Origin of the sequence: Marinobacterium sp. BA1, assembly GCF_041155135.1 — a bacterium.
GTDB classification, from domain to species: Bacteria; Pseudomonadota; Gammaproteobacteria; order Pseudomonadales; family Balneatricaceae; genus Marinobacterium; species Marinobacterium iners.
The window spans coordinates 1,846,065-1,863,605 of the sequence record NZ_BAAFHC010000001.1 but is presented as its reverse complement, the minus strand read 5'-3'; the positions used below and the strand labels follow the sequence as shown (position 1 = coordinate 1,863,605).

20 protein-coding genes and 1 other RNA gene are annotated in these 17,541 nt (G+C 55.6%); 12 read left to right on the top strand and 9 right to left on the bottom strand.

Annotated elements, in window-relative coordinates; translation table 11 throughout:
- Positions 1-144 precede the first annotated feature (144 nt).
- From rplM to ACAM29_RS08995, 7 genes are all read left to right on the top strand, one after another.
- Positions 145-573, top strand: a complete 429-nt coding sequence (gene rplM, locus ACAM29_RS09025) for a 50S ribosomal protein L13 (RefSeq protein ID WP_091825651.1) — start codon at positions 145-147, stop codon at positions 571-573.
- Positions 574-586: 13 nt separating this feature from the next.
- The gene (gene rpsI, locus ACAM29_RS09020; RefSeq protein WP_091825654.1) at positions 587-979 is read left to right on the top strand and encodes a 30S ribosomal protein S9; all 393 of its coding nucleotides are present in this window, start codon (positions 587-589) and stop codon (positions 977-979) included.
- 265 nt (positions 980-1,244) lie between these two features.
- A complete protein-coding gene (petA, locus tag ACAM29_RS09015; protein ID WP_091825806.1) occupies positions 1,245-1,841 on the top strand; it encodes a ubiquinol-cytochrome c reductase iron-sulfur subunit in 597 nt (198 codons plus the stop codon).
- On the top strand, positions 1,841-3,097 hold the full coding sequence (locus tag ACAM29_RS09010; RefSeq protein ID WP_091825657.1) for a cytochrome bc complex cytochrome b subunit: 1,257 nt from the start codon (positions 1,841-1,843) through the stop codon (positions 3,095-3,097). Before petA ends, ACAM29_RS09010 begins: the two co-directional genes overlap by 1 nt.
- Positions 3,097-3,867, top strand: coding sequence for a cytochrome c1 (locus tag ACAM29_RS09005; protein WP_091825659.1), 771 nt, complete (start codon positions 3,097-3,099; stop codon positions 3,865-3,867). Before ACAM29_RS09010 ends, ACAM29_RS09005 begins: the two co-directional genes overlap by 1 nt.
- Before the next feature lie 92 nt (positions 3,868-3,959).
- The gene (locus tag ACAM29_RS09000) at positions 3,960-4,592 is read left to right on the top strand and encodes a glutathione S-transferase N-terminal domain-containing protein (protein ID WP_091825662.1); all 633 of its coding nucleotides are present in this window, start codon (positions 3,960-3,962) and stop codon (positions 4,590-4,592) included.
- 123 nt (positions 4,593-4,715) lie between these two features.
- Positions 4,716-5,138: a ClpXP protease specificity-enhancing factor gene (locus ACAM29_RS08995; RefSeq protein WP_369625136.1), complete on the top strand. Its 423-nt coding sequence runs from the start codon at positions 4,716-4,718 to the stop codon at positions 5,136-5,138.
- 63 nt (positions 5,139-5,201) lie between these two features.
- Here the strand turns inward: ACAM29_RS08995 and ACAM29_RS08990 are convergent, their stop codons facing one another.
- Genes ACAM29_RS08990 through ACAM29_RS08975 form a run of 4 tightly spaced genes read right to left on the bottom strand, consistent with a single transcriptional unit; the run spans position 5,202 to position 8,582 of the window.
- A complete protein-coding gene (locus tag ACAM29_RS08990) occupies positions 5,202-5,777 on the bottom strand; it encodes a BON domain-containing protein (RefSeq protein WP_091825666.1) in 576 nt (191 codons plus the stop codon).
- Positions 5,778-5,780: 3 nt separating this feature from the next.
- Positions 5,781-6,365, bottom strand: coding sequence for an SIS domain-containing protein (locus ACAM29_RS08985; protein WP_091825669.1), 585 nt, complete (start codon positions 6,363-6,365; stop codon positions 5,781-5,783).
- Positions 6,366-6,383: 18 nt separating this feature from the next.
- Entirely contained in the window at positions 6,384-6,743 is a 360-nt protein-coding gene (locus ACAM29_RS08980) for a YraN family protein (RefSeq protein WP_206840502.1), read from the bottom strand.
- Between the two features lie 18 nt (positions 6,744-6,761).
- Positions 6,762-8,582, bottom strand: a complete 1,821-nt coding sequence (locus ACAM29_RS08975) for a penicillin-binding protein activator (RefSeq protein ID WP_369623924.1) — start codon at positions 8,580-8,582, stop codon at positions 6,762-6,764.
- A gap of 35 nt (positions 8,583-8,617) precedes the next feature.
- Between ACAM29_RS08975 and rsmI the strand changes: the two genes are divergently transcribed.
- Both rsmI and rnpB read left to right on the top strand, forming a co-directional pair.
- The gene (gene rsmI, locus ACAM29_RS08970) at positions 8,618-9,451 is read left to right on the top strand and encodes a 16S rRNA (cytidine(1402)-2'-O)-methyltransferase (RefSeq protein WP_369623923.1); all 834 of its coding nucleotides are present in this window, start codon (positions 8,618-8,620) and stop codon (positions 9,449-9,451) included.
- 40 nt (positions 9,452-9,491) lie between these two features.
- Positions 9,492-9,845: RNase P RNA component class A (gene rnpB / locus ACAM29_RS08965), an RNA gene on the top strand.
- Between the two features lie 297 nt (positions 9,846-10,142).
- Here the strand turns inward: rnpB and ACAM29_RS08960 are convergent.
- Both ACAM29_RS08960 and ACAM29_RS08955 read right to left on the bottom strand, forming a co-directional pair.
- Positions 10,143-10,520 carry a GreA/GreB family elongation factor gene (locus ACAM29_RS08960; protein WP_091825679.1) on the bottom strand — a complete coding sequence of 126 codons (378 nt, stop codon included), beginning with the start codon at positions 10,518-10,520 and terminating at the stop codon, positions 10,143-10,145.
- A gap of 242 nt (positions 10,521-10,762) precedes the next feature.
- Positions 10,763-11,599 (bottom strand): endonuclease/exonuclease/phosphatase family protein, encoded by an 837-nt coding sequence (locus ACAM29_RS08955; RefSeq protein ID WP_369625135.1) that lies wholly within the window; start codon positions 11,597-11,599, stop codon positions 10,763-10,765.
- Between the two features lie 176 nt (positions 11,600-11,775).
- Between ACAM29_RS08955 and ACAM29_RS08950 the strand changes: the two genes are divergently transcribed.
- Genes ACAM29_RS08950 through ACAM29_RS08940 form a run of 3 tightly spaced genes read left to right on the top strand, consistent with a single transcriptional unit; the run spans position 11,776 to position 14,308 of the window.
- Positions 11,776-13,062 carry a ferric reductase-like transmembrane domain-containing protein gene (locus ACAM29_RS08950; RefSeq protein WP_369623922.1) on the top strand — a complete coding sequence of 429 codons (1,287 nt, stop codon included), beginning with the start codon at positions 11,776-11,778 and terminating at the stop codon, positions 13,060-13,062.
- Positions 13,063-13,077: 15 nt separating this feature from the next.
- Positions 13,078-13,575, top strand: a complete 498-nt coding sequence (locus tag ACAM29_RS08945) for a DUF2271 domain-containing protein (RefSeq protein ID WP_369623921.1) — start codon at positions 13,078-13,080, stop codon at positions 13,573-13,575.
- 43 nt (positions 13,576-13,618) lie between these two features.
- Positions 13,619-14,308: a VIT family protein gene (locus ACAM29_RS08940; RefSeq protein WP_369623920.1), complete on the top strand. Its 690-nt coding sequence runs from the start codon at positions 13,619-13,621 to the stop codon at positions 14,306-14,308.
- Between the two features lie 56 nt (positions 14,309-14,364).
- Here the strand turns inward: ACAM29_RS08940 and ACAM29_RS08935 are convergent, their stop codons facing one another.
- From ACAM29_RS08935 to ACAM29_RS08925, 3 genes are all read right to left on the bottom strand, one after another.
- Positions 14,365-15,054, bottom strand: a complete 690-nt coding sequence (locus ACAM29_RS08935; RefSeq protein WP_369623919.1) for a pseudouridine synthase — start codon at positions 15,052-15,054, stop codon at positions 14,365-14,367.
- Entirely contained in the window at positions 15,054-16,373 is a 1,320-nt protein-coding gene (locus tag ACAM29_RS08930) for a hemolysin family protein (protein ID WP_369623918.1), read from the bottom strand. The genes ACAM29_RS08935 and ACAM29_RS08930 overlap by 1 nt, the downstream gene beginning before the upstream one ends.
- A gap of 65 nt (positions 16,374-16,438) precedes the next feature.
- Positions 16,439-17,419 carry a nucleoid-associated protein gene (locus ACAM29_RS08925; RefSeq protein WP_369623917.1) on the bottom strand — a complete coding sequence of 327 codons (981 nt, stop codon included), beginning with the start codon at positions 17,417-17,419 and terminating at the stop codon, positions 16,439-16,441.
- Positions 17,420-17,541 lie beyond the last annotated feature (122 nt).

Sequence of the window (17,541 nt, the reverse complement as noted above, 5' to 3'; positions counted from 1 at the left end):
GCAGGGTTGAAGCAAGTATAATGCGCGCTCCCTGAATGCAGGGTGCCGAAAAAGTGTACGTTAGCGGCTTTTGCTGCTAACCAATAACTATAAGGTAAGTCGGAATCTCGGATTCGAGACTTAAATTGTAAGGTGAAACCATCCATGAAAACTTTTACCGCCAAACCGGCCGAAGTAAAACGCGACTGGTATGTTGTGGACGCAGAAGGTAAAACTCTGGGTCGCCTGGCAACTGAAATTGCCCGTCGTCTGCGTGGCAAGCACAAGCCGGAATATACTCCGCACGTTGATACCGGTGACTACATTGTTGTAGTGAATGCTGAAAAGGTTCACGTAACCGGCAACAAGCGCAATGACAAGATGTACTATCGTCACTCCGGTTTTCCGGGTGGTCTGAAGGAAGCTAACTTCAACAAGATGGTACAGACCTTCCCTGAGCGCACGATTGAGCTGGCTGTAAAGGGCATGCTGCCGAAAGGTCCTCTGGGCCGTGCCATGTACACCAAGCTGAAAGTCTACGCTGGTGGCGAGCACCCGCACCAGGCTCAGCAACCGAAAGAACTGAACATCTAAGGGGAAGGCGAAAATGTCTACTACTCAGTATTACGGTACCGGCCGTCGCAAAACCTCTACTGCTCGTGTCTTCCTGCGCCCGGGTACAGGCAAGATCATGATCAACAACCGTACTCTGGAAGAGTACTTCGGTCGCGTGACTGCACGTATGATCGTCAAGCAGCCGCTGGAGCTGACTGATAACGTCGAAAAATTCGACGCGCACATCACCGTCAAAGGTGGTGGTGGCTTCGGTCAGGCCGGTGCTATCCGTCACGGCATCACTCGTGCTCTGATGGAATATGACGAAACTCTGCGTGGCGCCCTGCGTGAAGCGGGCTACGTTACTCGTGACGCACGTATGGTTGAGCGTAAGAAAGTGGGTCTGCGCAAAGCACGTAAGCGTCCGCAGTTCTCCAAGCGTTAATTTGCCTGCGGCATTGCCGCGTTATGGCAGCGAAAAAAAAGCCTGCAGCCTTATGGTTGTGGGCTTTTTTTGTATTTGGGGTCAGGTCAATGAATGCTGCGTTCGCCTAATGGAGGGTTCTTTTTACCTTGTAAAAAAAGGGTATTTTCTTTAATATTCGGCGCATTTGAACGAACCGGTTTTTGTGTTTTTTCATGACTGAGCGGTCCGCAGGTCTTTTGTGTCCGTACAAAAGCGGCGGGTCGATTGAGGGGAGATGAAGTTAATGAGCAATGACGGCGTGAATAAGGGTCGACGTCGTCTCCTGATCGGTGCCACATCTGCAGTAGGTGCAGTGGGCGCTGTCGGAGCGGCCGTCCCGTTCGTGGCTTCCTGGAATCCGAGTGCCAAGGCGAAAGCTGCCGGCGCTCCTGCAAAGGCGGATATCAGCAAGCTGGAGCCAGGTCAGCAGATGATCGTGGAATGGCGTGGCAAGCCGGTATGGGTTGTGCGTCGTGGAGAGGAAGCGCTGGCGAATCTGGAAAAGCTGAATGATCGTTTGGCTGACCCGGCTTCCGAGAAGCCGCAACAGCCGGATTATATTCCGAAGACTGCTGCTCGTGCGATGCGTCCTGAAATCGCCGTTATGGTGGGTATCTGTACTCACCTGGGTTGCTCTCCGACCTACCGTCCTGAAGTGGCTCCGGATGATCTGGGCCCTGAGTGGCTGGGCGGCTTCTTCTGCCCCTGTCATGGTTCGCGTTTTGACCTTTCGGGCCGCGTGTACAAATCCGTACCGGCGCCGACCAATCTGGTCATTCCGCCCCACTCTTATGAAGACGACAACACACTGATCGTCGGTGTTGATCCGGAGACTGCATAATGGCTGGCACACGAAATAAAGGGAATCCGGGCCTGATGGGCTGGATCGACGACCGCTTCCCGGCAACTGCCATGTGGGAAGATCATCTGTCCAAATACTACGCACCGAAGAACTTCAACTTCTGGTATTTCTTTGGCTCTTTGGCACTGCTGGTACTGGTTAACCAGATCATTACCGGTATCTGGCTGACCATGAGCTATAACCCCAGCGCTGAAGGCGCCTTCGCTTCCGTCGAGTACATCATGCGTGATGTCGAGTATGGCTGGCTGCTGCGCTACCTGCACTCCACAGGGGCCTCTGCCTTCTTCGTTGTGGTCTACCTGCACATGCTGCGCGGTATTATGTACGGCTCCTACCGCAAGCCGCGTGAACTTGTGTGGATCTTCGGCATGACGATCTACCTGGCGCTGATGGCTGAAGCCTTCATGGGTTACCTGCTGCCCTGGGGTCAGATGTCCTACTGGGGTGCACAGGTAATCATCTCCCTGTTTGGTGCCATTCCGGTTATTGGTCCGGACCTGCAGCAGTGGATTCGTGGTGACTTCCTGATCTCCGGCATTACACTGAACCGTTTCTTTGCACTGCACGTGATCGCGCTGCCGATCGTGATTCTGGCACTGGTTGTCCTGCACATCATCGCCCTGCACGAAGTGGGTTCCAACAACCCGGATGGCGTTGAAATCAAGGACAAGAAAGACGAAAACGGCGTGCCGCTTGACGGTATCCCGTTCCACCCATACTACACCGTGAAAGACATTGTGGGCGTGGTGGTGTTCCTGTTCGTATTCTGTACCGTTGTGTTCTTCTTCCCTGAAGGGGGTGGTTACTTCCTCGAGAAGCCGAACTTTGAACCGGCCAACGCGCTGAAGACACCTAACCACATCGCACCGGTCTGGTACTTCACTCCCTTCTACGCCATGCTGCGCGCGGTGACTTTCCCGATGTTCGGTCTGGATGCCAAGTTCTGGGGTGTAGTGGTCATGGGTGCGGCAATTGCCATCCTGTTTGTACTGCCCTGGCTGGATCGCAGCCCGGTCAAATCAATCCGCTACAAGGGCTGGCTGAGCAAACTGTGGCTGGCAATCCTGATCGTCAGCTTCGTGATCCTGGGTGTACTGGGTGTGCTGCCTGCAACTGAGGGCCGTACCATCATGTCCCAGATCTGCACAGTGCTGTACTTTGCGTACTTTATCCTGATGCCGTTCTATACACGCATGGAACGCACTAAACCGGTTCCGGAAAGGGTTACAGGCTAATGAAAAAGTTCCTTATTACTCTGCTGATGGCGCTGGCCCCGATGACGGCAAGCGCGGCTGGCGGCGCCGGAGTGCCGCTGGACAAGATTGATATCGACCTGAACAATCAGGCATCTCTGCAGCGCGGTATGCAGACCTTCGTCAACCGTTGCATGGGCTGTCATGAAGCCGGCTACCAGCGCTTCGAGCGTTCGGCTCAGGATTTGGGCATGCCAAATGAACTGGTTGAGCAGTATCTGATTTTTGATCCCGAACGCAAAATCGGTGATCACATGAAGATCGCCATGGCCAAGACCGATGCAGCTGGCTGGTTCGGTGCACCGCCGCCGGATCTGACGCTGGAAACACGCCTGCGTGGCTCTGATTGGGTGTACACTTACCTGCGCAGCTTCTATGCTGACGAAAACCGCCCCTGGGGTGTGAATAACGCTGTCTTCCCGGATGTTGGTATGCCTAACGTACTGGAAGATCTGCAGGGTAAGGTGGTTAACCACTGTTCACCAGCAGAACTGGCGCACGGCGGCAACGATGAAATCGATCCGCTGACCGGCAAGAAGATGGGTGGCTGTCTGACTGTTTCCGAAGCCGGCTCTCAGTCTGCTGAAGAGTTTGATCGTACCATCTATGACCTGGTCAACTTCATGACCTACATGGGTGAGCCGTCACGTATGGAGTCCGAGCGTATCGGCTTTAAGGTACTGATCTTCCTGGCGATCCTGTTCGTCTTCGCCTTTGCTCTGAAGAAAGAGTACTGGAAAGACGTACACTGATCCCCACGGGGTTGGCACGTCCAATACTACGCGGTCGCAAGGCCGCGTAGATTTTTTGTTTCTGCACGCAATATTTTTATGGGGATAGTTCGATGGGAGTAGTGGCAAAGCGTTCTTCCATGACCTTTTACTCTGATGGTACCGACCATTACAGTCACCGTGTACGTATCGTACTCTGTGAGAAAGGTGTGGCAGTCGATATCGTCGAGTGCAAAGAGAATGAGCTGCCGGAGGATGTGGCAGCGCAGAACCCGTACAGCGCGCTTCCGACTCTGCTGGATCGGGAGCTGGTGTTGTATGAACCGAATGTGATGATGGAGTATCTTGACGAGCGCTTCCCGCATCCGCCGTTGCTGCCGGTCTACCCGGTTGCACGCGCCGAAAGCCGTCTCTACATGCATCGTATTCAGAAAGACTGGTGTGCGCTTGTGGATCAGATTCTTCTGGGTGAGGGGACTGATGCCGAGCTGGATGCCGCTCGCAAGGAATTGAGCGACAGTTTGGTAGCGGTATCGCCGATCTTTGCCGAGAAGCCTTTTTTCATGAGTGAAGAGTTCACCCTGGTGGACTGCTGTATTGCCCCGATTCTTTGGCGTTTGCCTCAGTTGGGTATTGAGCTGCCGGAAGCGCAAACGCGTCCGCTGCAGAAATACATGCAGCGCCTGTTCGAGCGTGAGTCGTTCCAGGACAGCCTGTCCGAACTCGAGCGCGAAATGCGCGACTGAGAGAGTCGATACCGGACAACAGGGGGATGAAGGTAACTTCGTCCCTTTTTTATATCAGGACGTAAGATATGCCATTGTTGCTTCTGGCGCTTTGGCACTATCAGGAGTCAAATCATGAGCAGTATCAAGCCGAGCCGTCCCTATCTGCTTCGCGCCCTCCATGAGTGGGTGCTGGATAATGGCCTGACACCCCATCTGGCTGTTGATGCCACGCTGCAAGGCGTTCAAGTGCCTGAACAGTTTGTACAGGATGGCCAAATTACCCTGAATATCGCGCCTGGGGCAGTGCAGGGGTTGATGATTGACGATCATGGCATCAGTTTCAGTGCGCGTTTTGGTGGTGTGCCGATGAATGTCTATGTGCCAATGGTGGCTGTCATGGCGATATTCACGCGTGAAAACGGCATGGGGATGGGGTTTGGCGTGGAGCCGGGTGTTGAGGAGCTTCTGAAGCAGGCTGAGGCTGGTGTGCAATTGTCACCGGATGATGAACCGCCAGAGCCTCCCAAGGGTGGTCGCAAGCCTGCGTTACGGGTAGTGAAGTAGACTCTGTGAACTCAAGCGGCCGGGAAGGATACCCGGCCACAGAAGGCTTCAGGTGGCTTGGGTTTAGCCACCAATATACTCAAATACCTTGACGATCTTGCGCACACCGGTGACCGAGCGCGTAATATCAACAGCGCGATCAGCCTCATCCCGTCGCACCAATCCCATCAGATAGACCACACCGTTTTCGGTGACGACCTTGATACGGTTGCCCTCAATGCTCTTGTCAGCCAGCATCTGTACCTTGATGCGGCTGGTCAGATAGACATCATTGCTGCGGACAATGGTGGATGTGGGACCTGCTATCTCCAGCTCGTTATGAATCTTGCGCACATGCCGCACCTGGCTGGCTACCCGTTCGGCTTCCTGTTTAACCTGTTCATTCGGAACCTGTCCCACCAGCAGTATTTGGCCGTTATAGCTGACCACATTGATGTGAGATTGGGCCAGTGGTTGAGAGCCCTTGCTGATGTTGACCAGTGTCTTGGTCTCGATAGCCTCGTCTTCCAGGTAGCTGCCCAGTGTGCGGCTGTCCTGACTCTCGCGGATGGGCTCGTCGCGCGTCGCACTGATGATGTTGGAGCAGCCGGTGACAAGAGTGGACGTCATTACGATGGCGATCAAGGAGTGTTTCAGCATGGGTCAGCCTCCAAATAGTTGATATTCAATCAGGTCACACAAGCAGTGCAGCACCAACAGGTGAGCGCCATGAATCAGTGCATCTTCGCCGCCTGGAATGCATATTTCGATCTCGTCCGGCAGCAGCAGTGCTGCCATGTTGCCACCATCACCACCGCTGAGTGCAATCACCATCATGTCACGGTCATGGGCTGCCTGTATGGCCTGTACCAGACTGTTGGCGCGTCCGTGAGTGGAGATCACCAGCAGTATATCGCCAGGTTGACCCAAGGCTCGAATCTGCTTCGAGTAAACCTCTGTGAAACCTGTTTCTTCTCCGATGCCACTCATGGCGGCCGAGTCATTCAGTGCCAGCGCCGGCAGGCCAGGTCTTTCATGGCGAAAGCGGTTCAGCAGCAGTGATGCAAAATGCTGGGCCAGTGCGGATGAGCCGCCGTTACCGACACACAGAATCTTCTGTTCACTGACCAGGCACTGCAGCAGGAGTTCACCTGCGTCTGCGATAAGGGGAGTGTGCTGCTCAATGGTGAGCGCATTGATCTCCATACTGTTGTGAAACTGACTGACAATACGGTCTTCAAGTTCCATTAAAAACATTTCCGGTGTTCATGGACGAAAGGCATCTTTATACCACACTGGAGGGGTAGTCTCCGAATCTCCCTCATAGGCCAGTACATCGAAGCGGCAGGGAAAATTGTTCCAGTGTGGATTACGGCTGAGCATGAATCGAGCGGCACGAATAAGTTTTTGCTGCTTGCGCCAGTCTACTGAGGCAGCGGCGCCACCGAAGCCGGCTCGGCCGCGGGTTCTGACCTCAACAAATACGATCTGATCATGATCACGCATGATCAGGTCGATCTCGCCAAGGCGGCACTGTGCGTTGCGCTGCAACAGGGTGAGTCCCTGTGCAGTAAGCCAGGCTTCGGCCCGGCGCTCGGCATCCATGCCGATCTGTCTGCGATCCATCGCAATATCTCCATCAGGTCAGGGGCGGTTTGACGGCACGGGGGCCGGTACACCATCAACAAAGCGGGTACAGCTCAATACACGCTGTACCCTGCGGTTGGCATCAATGCTGAGCATTCCGGTTTCGGCCTGCAGGAAAGCGCCTGGGGCACTCTGCAGTTGCTCTAGCCACGGATACAGGTTGATCGCATCGACCCCCAGGGCGTAAAGGCGACCAAAGCGTGACAGGGTATCCTTGCCTTCAGCACTGAGTGCCCGGTGTGCTTCGCTGGGCGGCTCCAGAATCCACGGCAGGTCGCAGAAGGTGATGTTGTTCAGGTCCAGATCGCGACTGGCATCAGGGTATCCCGGATACAGGTGGGATGTTGCATACACCGGCAAGTCAGCTGCGTAATGGTAGTTAAGCATCGATTTAATCAAGCGTGCAGCATCCGGTAATGCAGTCAACAGAATAGCATCAGCATCCTGGCGTGACCGCTCCTGAAACTCCAGTCGATGCCGCAGCAACTGCCGTAACTGCTGTTCACGCTGTTTGCTTTGATCGGTAAGCATCAAACGTGCAATCTGTTCGTCATAGCTGCCTCCGGCCTGATACCGCAGCGTACCGACAACACGGCCTCCACCGGCTGACAGCTCCTCGCGCATCACGGCCTGCACCCGGTCACCCCACTCGGCAGCAGGGGTAATCAGCAGAACATTGCGTCGACCTTCAGCCAGTGCTCGCTTCGCAACCATGCGTGCTTCATGCTCTGAAGACAGCTCCAGTTGCCAGGGCGTCGAGGGGCCATTGGGTGCCGGATTGAGTGCCAAAACAGGCAGCTCACGTTCAGGTTGGTTGGAAAACTGTGCAACCAGCGCCTGGTCCAGTGGTCCGATAATCATCTCGGCACCCTGTTGGCGTGCAGCCTGTACAATATCGTCGGCATTTGAGTACAGGCTTGAATCGATCAGTGACAGTTGAGCAGGCACCTGCCCCTGGCGGCTCTGCACAGACTGTGCTGCACGGATACCGTCCAGGATGGCGTTGGCAGGCTGAGCCAGTTCCCCGGTCAAGGGCAATACAACGGCGATTCGGCGGGCCTGTATCATTTCACCACCCTGTTGCAGCCCCATCAGGCCTGTGGGTGGCAGAATCATTACAGGGTGTGCTTGCCAGAGCTGACGCCAGCGCTCAAGGGCTGCTTCACGGCTGGGCAGATCACTGCTGGCACGTACCATCTCGGCCAGTTCAAACCAGCCCTGTTCGTGGTAGCTGTTGCCGGATTGAATAGCCTGACGCAAACTGGAATCAGGCACTGCCTGCAGCAGTTGCCAGATCTGATCGTGATAGCGTTGGCGTTCGGTGTCATCCTCCACCAGCAGGCTGCTCATGATCAGTTCACGGCTGGCGGCGACACGATCATCCTGTGCCAGCCATGCATCGGCACGCAGCTGGCTCAACTCTGCCTGCTGTGGCGCAGGCAGGGCACTGAATCGCTGCCGATCAAGATAGCGCAAGGCCTCTGCAGCACGCTGCTGCTCCATGCTGTCGCCGGCACGCAGCTTGGCGACCTCAAAGGCAAGAGTAGGAGGCAGGATGTTCGTATCAATGGTGGCAAGAATCCGCTCCACCCGATTACGCTCGCCCTGTTGCACCAGCAACTGGGCAGCCTGCAGTTTGAGTTCGGCTGAACGGATTGGCCGCTCTCTTTCAGCCTGGCTCAGCAGCATATCAACGCTGGCAGCCTGAGTACTGCCGGTTGCATCTACCACCTGTGGTGGCTTTGAGGGCGCTGAACAGCCGGCCATCAAGGTTGCTGTCACCAGCAGGCTGAAAGACAGCCGTCGTAGATTCATCATATAATCCGGGTCCTTGCCAACAGATGGGTGTCCTAATGTCAGAACCAGTACTTTATATCGTAGCCACGCCGATCGGTAACCTGGCAGACCTCTCGGCACGGGCTCAGGAGGTGCTGGGCAGCGTCGATTACATCGCGGCCGAAGATACCCGTTATAGTGGGCGTTTGCTTGCGCACTTTACCATTAAAGCGCCCATGATTTCAGTGCATGATCACAATGAACGCCAACGATCCGAGCATATTATCAATTTGCTTGCGGCGGGCCACTCAATTGCGCTGGTCAGTGATGCCGGTACTCCACTGATTTCGGATCCCGGTTTTCATCTGGTACGGGCCGTTCGAGAAGCAGGGTACCGGGTATCACCTGTACCGGGTTGTTGTGCCTTTGTAGCCGCTCTGTCCGCTTCGGGGCTGCCGTCTGACCGGTTCCAGTTCATTGGTTTTCTGCCGGCCAAAAGCGGAGCACGGCTTCAGACACTGAAGCCCTATGCTGCCCACACTGAAACGCTTATTTTCTACGAATCGACGCATCGCATCGTTGACAGTCTTGCTGCGATGGCTGAGGCGTTCGGGGGCGAGCGTTACGCAGTAGTGGCACGGGAACTTACCAAAACCTTCGAGACCATTCACGGCGATACCTTACAGAACCTGCTGGAATGGATTCAGGCGGACAGCAATCAGCAAAGGGGAGAGTTCGTGGTGCTGGTGCATGGTGCCCCGGCACCAGAGCAGGGCGATCAGATCGATCCTGAAGCCGAACGCATTCTGCATATTCTCGCGAAAGAGATGCCACCGAAAAAGGCTGCGGGCCTTGCTGCCGAGATAACCGGCGAGAAGAAAAATCGACTGTATCAGCTGCTGATCCAGTAAGTGCTTGCTTAACTGCGCCTTGGCGTTATACTGCGCGCCGAGAGTCTGCCAGGCAATCGCCGCCGCTTTTAAGCGGGGGAGGAAAGTCCGGGCTCCACTGGGCAAGGTGCCAGATAACGTCTGGGCGGCGCGAGCCGACGGAAAGTGCAACAGAAAGTATACCGCCTAAGCATCCTCGGATGCCGGTAAGGTTGAAATGGTGCGGTAAGAGCGCACCGCGTGGGTGGCAACACTCCACGGCGATGGTAAACCCCACCCGGAGCAAGACCAAATAGGGACCCATTAAGGCGTGGCCCGCGCCGGGTCCGGGTAGGTCGCTTGAGACCAGTGGTGACGCTGGTCCTAGATGAATGATTGTCCACGACAAAACCCGGCTTATCGGCAGACTCTCAACTCTTTTCAATTGATGCTTTGGTGTCAGTTGCTTCACAGAGCGTGCAGACGCTCAGCGGAGCGCCTGCACGTCTTGTTCAATATAACAAGTCTTGCCTCAGGATTCGTTTTGTTTCTTGTCACGCTTTTCGCGGCGCTTTTCTTTTAATGTTTTAGTTGGCTGCTTTTTTTCTTTTCCCTTAGCCATTTCAATTTCTCCTCAATAAGACGTTTAAAAAATATAAAAAATTCCAGGTTATTGGAGAGATGCATTCCGCATCAGAAATACTTCAAGGCGCCGTCCTCCTGATATTTCAGGTTAACCGATCACTTTGATTAATCTGAAACTCAAATTGTGGCCCATAAAACCCAAGCTGCAGGTCTCTCCGGATTTCATTCCCAGCAGGGCCGAGCCCAGAGGAGAAAATACGGAGATGCGCTGCTCATCCGGGGCAGCAGCGCTGGGGGTAACCAGCTCCAGTATGAAGATTTCATGAGTTTCGACCACTTCCAGCAACAGCAGGTTGCCCAGTCGAGCACGGGACTTGGCATCCGTTGCCTTGTTCAGCTGTTCAATACGACAGTACACCGACAGCAGATGCAAAGGACGGCACAGGCTGAGACTGTCGCCGGTGATAAAAAACTGGCTCATACGATCCAAAAAACGTCTCAAAGACGATGCAATTAAATTATTCATGGTGACTCTCCGCAGTCGTTATTATTTTATTCTCGCCGGAGAGCAGAGCTCTCCGGCTTAATACGGAAAGGCGAGGCTGGTACACGGGTATGATATTTTTCTCATTATCACTCGAAGGTTTTATTTAAGTTTTGCTTGATCATACCCTGAGCAAAATAAAAGGCAAGCCGATGCCGCTTGGATAAAAATCAGTGCCTGGGCCTGTATTCAATTTTTCAGCGGTCTCTGTCACATCACGAGCGTCACAACCCATGCAGGCACTGCGGCAGGCCGATCTCCATGGCGATGGGACGGTGGTCTGAAATTGTGCAGTCCAGGACTTCGGCGTGGCGCATCTCAAGGCTTGGGGTAATCAAAATATGGTCCAGTGCCCGCGTTGGTTTCCAGCTGGGGTAGGTGGGCATCACCTGCTCAGCCGATACCAGCCCAAGCCCCTGCAGTGCAGGGCGGTTCAGTAGATGCTCCAGCGGGTTGTTCATGTCACCCATCAGCACTACGTGAGGGTGGTGTTCAATCAGCTCGCGGATGTAGCGCAGTTGGCGGTCCTGAGTGCGAACACCCAGCGCCAGATGCAGAACGATCACCAGCAGTGAATTTTCGCCACTACCAAGGCGCACCACAATGGCACCACGACCGGGAATCAGCCCCGGTAACGGGTGATCTTCCACAAGGCTGGGCTCAATTCGGCTGAGTACACCGTTGCTGTGCTGTGCCAGCTTGCCCAAATTTCGGTTGCGTTGCTGGTACCAGTGCTGAAACTGCCCGGACTGTGCCAAATACTCAACCTGATTCACAAACCCGCTGCGCAGGCTGCCTCCGTCAACCTCTTGCAAAGCGACCAGATCATACTGGCGCAGTACCTGAGCAATCTCGTCCAGCGTGCGGTTGCGCTGCCGGTGGGGCAGCAGGTGCTGCCAGCTGCGGGTGACATAATGGTGGTATGCCTGAGTATTGATCCCGACCTGAATGTTGAAACTGAGCAGCTTCAAACTGTCACGGGGGCTGCGGGGCTGCTTGTCATGATCAGAAACGAGGCCTGGGCTGGCGGGATACTGCGGGACCGGGGTGGGTTCTTGCATCACGGTGGCACGGCCTTTTTGAATGAAGTGGTCAGTTCCTAGGCTAGGCAAGTACTGTTGGCAGGTAAAGGCTAATTGCATAATCCGGTTGTCTGTTTTTCAACCCCAAAACGCAATTTAAGGTTGGTATCAGGTAGAGCGATACAGAATGGCTCCATATCTGGAGGATTATCTGTATGCCCAATCGAAATCTGATCCTGAGTCTCATTGCACTGCTGGCGGTACAGCTGGGTGTCTGGCAATGGAGTCTCAGCTATGAACATTTTCTCACCCTCAGCGGCTTTCTGGCCATCAACTTCATGTCCATCACCATGCTTCTGGCCATGCGACCGAAATGGCTGGAATTCCCCTTAGGTGGTCTGGACAAGCAGTATCACCTGCACAAGTGGACCGGCATTCTAGGCGCCATTTTTGCTCTGGCACACTGGCTGGTCGAGATGGGCGATGACGCCTTCAAGGCGCTGTTCGGCAAGGATCGCAGCCTGCGTGAAGCCGACTTTTCCGGCCTGCTAGACAATTTGCAGGGAATGTTTGAGGACTGGGGAGAGCCCGGCCTGTATCTGCTTCTGGGTCTCGTGGTCATCACCTTGATCCGTTGGGTCCCTTACCGTTTCTGGCGCTATCTGCACCGTGTCATGCCGCTGATCTATCTAAGCCTGGCGGCCCATTCTCTGTTGCTGGCGCCGCTGAGCTGGTGGCAGCAGCCGACCGGCTGGCTGATGGCGCTGTTGATCGGTGCAGGCAGCATCGCCAGCCTGCAGTCGCTGGCGGGGCTGATCGGCAAAAGCCATCGCTGGAAAGGTGTGGTGAAGTCTGCGCGACAGATATCCGAGACCACCCTGGAGGTCGTCTGTGACATGGGGCGGAACTGGCCGGGGCATCGTGCGGGGCAGTTTGCATTGGTGACATTCGACCGGGCCGAAGGAGCGCACCCGTTCACCCTGACAACGGCAGACCGGCAGAATGGTCAGCTTGGTTTTCATATCAAGGCGCTGGGCGACTATACCCGTACTCTGCCACGCCGATTGCATGCCGGTCATGCGGTCACGATTGAAGGACCTTATGGCTGTTTCAATCCCGAGAAAAACCGGTCCAGTGCCCAACAGATCTGGGTGGCCGGCGGCGTCGGCATTACCCCATTCCTCGCCGCCCTGGAAAACCGTTTGGCCAACACAGACACGCAGTATCAGCCAGTGACCGTACACTACTGCACGCAAAGTGCGATTGATGACCCCAACGTGGAGCACCTGCATGTGCTGGTGAATCAGTTGCCGGACGTCAGCCTGCAGATCCATGACAGCAGGCAGGGACAAAGGCTGACAGCAGATGGGTTACAAATTCAGTCAGCAAAAGTGGATATCTGGTTCTGTGGGCCCCAAGGATTGGCAGCAGCGCTTCGCAGTGGGTTGAGCGACTCGGCTGTCTCGCTGCGCTTTCATCAAGAACGCTTTGAATTCAGGTAAATGAGGATATTAAAGATGCTCGAGCTGAAACGTCCGAACGCCCTTAAAACATGGCTGCCAGCGGTGCTGTTCGCCGGTCTGGTAACCTTGCCTGCAGTGGCTCAAGCCAGAGAGGTCACCATCGACACGCAACTGAGTCAGTACCGGGGTGATGGTGCCTATCTGGCCATTTATCTCACGGACGCAAGGGGTGTGTATCAGCAAACCCTTTGGGTTGCCGGTAAAAAAAGCAAATACTACAAACATCTGAGTGACTGGGCGCGTGGCAGTAACCGGAGCCGTGCCGAGTATGACGGGCTGACCGGCGCCAGCATTACCCAGGGCGAGACCCTGCAGATCAGCGTGAATCTGGATGATGCGTTGATTGACAGTGGCTACCAGATTCGTGTGGACGCAGCTGTAGAAGATCTGCGTGATCGGCCGGCAGACATTATCGTGCCCATTACCACTGACGGAGCTGGAAAGCCGGTCAACGGACAAGGCTATGTCCAGTCCTTGACCTACACTTTTTGAACAGGCTGAACCTGTGATCAGTCAGCTTCCTTGGAGTACATCTATGAGCCACGTGGAAATTCACCGATCGCACCGTGTTGGCTGGTTGCGTGCAGCGGTACTTGGGGCAAACGACGGCATCGTCTCGACCGCCAGCCTCATCATCGGCGTTGCCGCTGCGAACACGTCCCATGAGAGTATCATTCTGGCCGGTGTGGCCGGTCTGGTTGCGGGTGCTATGTCGATGGCGGCAGGGGAGTATATTTCGGTCAGCTCACAGTCGGATACCGAGCAGGCCGATTTGGCGCTTGAGCAAAAATCACTGGATGCCGATCTCGAATTCGAGACACAGGAACTGGCCGAGATCTACCAAAATCGAGGAGTTGAGCAAGCACTGGCGCGTCAGGTTGCGGAACAGCTGATGGCGTACGATGCCCTTGATGCGCATGCCCGCGATGAAATAGGAATTTCGGCCAACGGCGGTGCTCAACCCGTTCAGGCAGCCCTGTCGTCAGCGGTCACCTTTACTGTCGGTGCAGCTCTGCCGTTACTGGTGGCCTGGATGGTGCCCACCGGGTATCTGATTACGCTGGTTGCTCTGTGCTCACTGGTGTTTCTCGCCATGCTGGGTGCTATTGCTGCAAAAGCCGGTGGCGCATCACTTGTGATCGGCGCCATCCGAGTTGTTTTCTGGGGAGGCCTGGCCATGGCGCTGACGGCGGGAGTCGGCAAGATGTTTGGCGTAGTCGCATGATGGTGCAGGAAAACACGAATACACACAAAATATTGGATCTTCCTTTCAGCTGCACTTCAGCCTTGTTTCAGCTCCGTTGCCGTCAAGGGGCGATATTGACCCGGTGCAAGATCCGGGTCGAGCCGGATAGAACCCATGCTTTCACGGTGCAGGGCTGTCACTGCATTACCAATTGCGGCAAACATGCGCTTTACCTGATGGTGACGGCCTTCATAAATCGTCAGGTGCGCTTCACAGGGACTGATCCGTTCAAGCTGGGCAGGGCTGGTGAGTACACCTTCCCGTGCCAGCCAGACACCCGCGGCAAAGCAGGCTTCGGCATCGGGGTGAATGGGCTCGGCGGTGGTGACGTGGTAAACCTTGGGAATTTTCTGCTCGGGTGCGGTGATTCGTCGTGACCAGATACCATCGTTAGTCAGCAACAGCAGGCCTGTAGTGGCGCGATCCAGCCGGCCGGCCAGGTGCAGGTTGGTGCGCAACTCCGGTGGCACTAGCTCAAGCACCGTAGGGTGTTGCGGGTCCGAGGTGGCGCTGAGATAGCCGGTGGGCTTGTTCAACATCAGGTAGTGGGACTGCTGTTGCTGCAGGCGCCGGCCGTCCAGTTCAACACACATGAAGCGATCGATTTCGGCGCGCAGGTTGGTGACAACCTCGCCGTTCACCGATACTCGACCGCTCGCCACCAGCCGCTTCGCCTGCTGATGGCCGTGCTCGGTGTGCTTGCAGATAAAGCGATCCAGTCGCATCAGACCGATGCAGCGCCGGCAAGCGTGTCTTCGTCACCGATACGGCTGACCATCAACTGATCCACTCTCAGGTTGTCAATATCCATCGCCTCAAACTTGAAGCCGGCAAAGAGGATAAAGTCGGTGCGCTTGGGAATGCGCTTGAGGTGATAGATCAGAAAACCCGCCACCGTTTCGTACTGGCTGTAGTTGGGGAAATCTTCAATATCCAGCCCCAGTACACGGGCCAGATCGATGACCGGAGTGGTACCGTCTACCAGCCAGGAGTGCTCGTCACGCTGGATGATTTGCTCGTCACCGGTACTGGAGATCAGGTCGCCCATAAAACTGTTCATCAGATCCTTGACCGTCAGAATGCCTACAACCAGCGCATACTCGTTCAAAATGACGGCAAAGGGCTGGGCCGATGTCTTGAATGCGTTCAGCCCTTCCGACAGGGTAAGGGTATCGGGCAGGTAGAGCAGGTCATGCTCGATCATCTCGGTCATGATGCTCGAGGGTTCGCCCTTGAGCACCTTGCGCAGAATCTCTTTGGACTCCACCGCGCCGATCACCTTGTCCAGCGAGCCGTCACAGACCAGAAACCAGTTGTGCGGGTGTTCGATGATCTTGGCGCTGATCTCTTCGCTGCTGTCGTTGATGTCGAAATAGACGATATGCTCGCGGGTGGTCATGGCGCTGGGCAGGGTGCGGCCTTCCAGCTCGAACACGTTGCCGATCAGGTGATATTCCTGCTGCTGAATGCTGCCGTGCTCGGCGCCGGCATCCATCATGGCGACGATATCATCGGTGGTGACGATCTCCTCGCGCTGGGTGGGCAGGCGCAGCAGGCGCAGAATCAAATTGGTGATGCCGTTGAACAGCAGCACCAGCGGCGTCAGCAGCAGGGTGACCCAGCGCATGGGACGCACCAGATGAATCGCCATGGTTTCCGGTAGAATCATGCCCAGACGCTTGGGCAGCAGGTCGGCAAACAGAATGAACAGCGAGGTGATGGTGATGAACGAGAGCGCGAAACTGGCCTTGTCCAGCAGGGGACCGTCATAGAACAGCTGCAGCAGCTGTTTCATGTAGGGGGTCAGGCTCTGCTCGCCGACGATGCCGCCCAGAATGGCGATGGCGTTCAGCGCGATCTGAATCATGGCGAAGAAGGCGCCGGGCTGCTCCTGCAGGTTGAGTACCGCCAGGGCCTTCTCGTTGCCTTCCTCGGCCAGCACCCGCAGCTTGATCTTGCGGGCCGCCGCGATGGCGATTTCGGAGATCGCAAATACACCGCTGAACAGGATCAGCAGGAACAGTATCAATAACTCGCCAGGCATCATGGGCTCCGATCAGGCAGTGCAGGCTGGGGTTGTCAGACTATTCTGGCACTTTACCGGCAGGATTACTCGCCCTTGAGTTGCTTGATCAGGCTGGCGGGCAAGTCTGTCAGAGTAAGCGTCTCTGTGCTCGGGTCAAAGGCGATACTCTTGCCCAGTGACTCGTTGCTGAAACTGATCGACACCTCGCGGGTACGGCCGGTGTAACGGATGTACTTTTTCAGGCTACTGCGATCGGGAATGAATTCCTCCTTCAGCTCCGGCGCACGTTCGGCGATGAAATCATCGAAGCCGACTTCTGCTACGGAATCCACCGACTCGGCCAGGGCACGGTAGTTGACCGCCTCACCTTCCTTTGACTGCTCCATGCAGAACTCGGCGACCTCTTTCTGGTAGCGTTTGGCGTTCTCTTCCGGCATGGCGGCGCTGTAATCCTGTACCAGTCCCATGAAGCGTTCGGTGTCTGCCTGAGTGTCCACGGTATCGGTAAAGCTGACAAACTCCATCAGTGCGCCCTGCAGTGGGCGATCACCAAAGCCGAAACTCAGGGTCAGGTAGCGCTTCTTGTCAGGGTGCTGGATATCCTGCAGGTCAAGGCAGGCGCAGAGCCCGGTTTTGGCGAAATCCACATACAGGGTGTCCTGCAAATCATTATCGCTGTTCAGCAGCAGACCTTCTTTCTGCTTCAGGTTGGCAATCCAGAGCCGCCGTGCCGCTTCAAGCTCTTCGACGATGAACAGCCAGTGGCCATCGGTTTCCAGATCCTGCTGCTCCATCAGCATGGCGAGCTGTTCGATCACCTTGCGACTGAACTGGGTAAAGCTCAGGCTCTGGTCGAGCCAGCTTAGCACCAGCCCCTTGAAAGCGCCGGACTCATCCGCAAAGCAGCCATAGCGCTTGCTGGCGCGCCGGGTAAACAGCGGCTTGATCTCGCTGAGCAATCGGTTGTTCAGCGACTCGGAATCAAACGGCTGCTCGCGCAAACTGTAGGACTGCTCGCCGGTACGGCGGGTCAGGCGGTGGGCAATCGCGTCGGTGGCAGGCATGGGGGGACTCCGCAAGATGATCAACAGGGGCACGATTATATAGAATGAGGGTGCCGGCCGTCTTGTCAGGCTGCTATTCTCAAGTCAACAAAGGCTGCAGGGAGCATGGTCGAGTGCATGAA

What these genes read in the sequence shown, in the direction of transcription:
- rplM (WP_091825651.1), top strand. Translation starts at nt 145, where the DNA reads ATGAAAACTTTTACCGCCAAACCGGCCGAAGTAAAACGCGACTGGTAT.
- rpsI (WP_091825654.1), top strand. Translation starts at nt 587, where the DNA reads ATGTCTACTACTCAGTATTACGGTACCGGCCGTCGCAAAACCTCTACT.
- petA (WP_091825806.1), top strand. Translation starts at nt 1,245, where the DNA reads ATGAGCAATGACGGCGTGAATAAGGGTCGACGTCGTCTCCTGATCGGT.
- ACAM29_RS09010 (WP_091825657.1), top strand. Translation starts at nt 1,841, where the DNA reads ATGGCTGGCACACGAAATAAAGGGAATCCGGGCCTGATGGGCTGGATC.
- ACAM29_RS09005 (WP_091825659.1), top strand. Translation starts at nt 3,097, where the DNA reads ATGAAAAAGTTCCTTATTACTCTGCTGATGGCGCTGGCCCCGATGACG.
- ACAM29_RS09000 (WP_091825662.1), top strand. Translation starts at nt 3,960, where the DNA reads ATGGGAGTAGTGGCAAAGCGTTCTTCCATGACCTTTTACTCTGATGGT.
- ACAM29_RS08990 (WP_091825666.1), bottom strand. Translation starts at nt 5,777, where the DNA reads ATGCTGAAACACTCCTTGATCGCCATCGTAATGACGTCCACTCTTGTC.
- ACAM29_RS08985 (WP_091825669.1), bottom strand. Translation starts at nt 6,365, where the DNA reads ATGGAACTTGAAGACCGTATTGTCAGTCAGTTTCACAACAGTATGGAG.
- ACAM29_RS08980 (WP_206840502.1), bottom strand. Translation starts at nt 6,743, where the DNA reads ATGGATCGCAGACAGATCGGCATGGATGCCGAGCGCCGGGCCGAAGCC.
- ACAM29_RS08975 (WP_369623924.1), bottom strand. Translation starts at nt 8,582, where the DNA reads ATGATGAATCTACGACGGCTGTCTTTCAGCCTGCTGGTGACAGCAACC.
- rsmI (WP_369623923.1), top strand. Translation starts at nt 8,618, where the DNA reads ATGTCAGAACCAGTACTTTATATCGTAGCCACGCCGATCGGTAACCTG.
- ACAM29_RS08960 (WP_091825679.1), bottom strand. Translation starts at nt 10,520, where the DNA reads ATGAATAATTTAATTGCATCGTCTTTGAGACGTTTTTTGGATCGTATG.
- ACAM29_RS08955 (WP_369625135.1), bottom strand. Translation starts at nt 11,599, where the DNA reads ATGCAAGAACCCACCCCGGTCCCGCAGTATCCCGCCAGCCCAGGCCTC.
- ACAM29_RS08950 (WP_369623922.1), top strand. Translation starts at nt 11,776, where the DNA reads ATGCCCAATCGAAATCTGATCCTGAGTCTCATTGCACTGCTGGCGGTA.
- ACAM29_RS08945 (WP_369623921.1), top strand. Translation starts at nt 13,078, where the DNA reads ATGCTCGAGCTGAAACGTCCGAACGCCCTTAAAACATGGCTGCCAGCG.
- ACAM29_RS08940 (WP_369623920.1), top strand. Translation starts at nt 13,619, where the DNA reads ATGAGCCACGTGGAAATTCACCGATCGCACCGTGTTGGCTGGTTGCGT.
- ACAM29_RS08935 (WP_369623919.1), bottom strand. Translation starts at nt 15,054, where the DNA reads ATGCGACTGGATCGCTTTATCTGCAAGCACACCGAGCACGGCCATCAG.
- ACAM29_RS08930 (WP_369623918.1), bottom strand. Translation starts at nt 16,373, where the DNA reads ATGCCTGGCGAGTTATTGATACTGTTCCTGCTGATCCTGTTCAGCGGT.
- ACAM29_RS08925 (WP_369623917.1), bottom strand. Translation starts at nt 17,419, where the DNA reads ATGCCTGCCACCGACGCGATTGCCCACCGCCTGACCCGCCGTACCGGC.